Here is a 638-nt window from a genome sequence, read left to right as displayed (position 1 = left end):
AGATACGATAAAAGAAGACACACTCCATAAGGAAAACAAGAAACACAGATAGACCTTGTTGATATTCCAGCTTCGTAGATACCAAAATTTGAACAGCCTCAAATTGCGTGTGCGCTGCGAAGATTGTCATCACGAGCGTTTGGTCGCTTTCAGCTGCAAACGGCGTGGTTTCTGCCCTAGTTGTGGCGCTCGGCGGATGGCGGAGAGTGCCGCACTTTTGGTGGATGAAGTATTTCCCGCAGAGCCTATTCGCCAATGGGTGCTGAATTTTCCTTTCCAGTTGCGCTTTTTGCTGGACCGTTACCCGGAGCTGATGGGCAAGGTCTTGAGCATCGTTTACCGTACACTCTCANNTGTTCTGCGCAACTAAATCAGGACACTTTTCTTAAAGAGTTTTCGTACTCGATTGGCGACATATCTTCGTTAGAAGTATGGAGCCGCTCTAAGTTGTAATAACGCATGTAGTCAGCCACATCATTTCTCATATGCTCTCTCGTTGGCTGGGGCACTTTCAAAACCCAGTCATGCTTTAAGCTTCCAAAGAACCGCTCCACAACAGAGTTATCCCAGCAAGCACCTACATCCCCCATGCTAGCTCTGATGCCATAATTACTCAGCAGTGTGCGATAACGCTTGCT

At 47.5% G+C, this 638-nt stretch carries 1 protein-coding gene and 1 pseudogene; one reads left to right on the top strand and one right to left on the bottom strand.

Annotation, left to right across the window (positions count from 1 at the left end; genetic code table 11):
- Positions 1-103 precede the first annotated feature (103 nt).
- Positions 104-361 (top strand): annotated as a pseudogene (locus A3757_RS25045) (transposase zinc-binding domain-containing protein); the annotation flags it as partial.
- A 10-nt stretch (positions 362-371) separates the two neighbouring features.
- On the opposite strand, the gene A3757_RS03735 reads toward A3757_RS25045, so the two are convergent.
- The coding region (locus tag A3757_RS03735; protein WP_156506153.1) for an integrase core domain-containing protein at positions 372-638 on the bottom strand (267 nt) is incomplete at its 5' end.

It is taken from the genome of Oleiphilus sp. HI0117, assembly GCF_001635235.1.
Note: the sequence above shows the minus strand (reverse complement) of the source record. Positions and strands in the feature narration are given on the sequence as shown.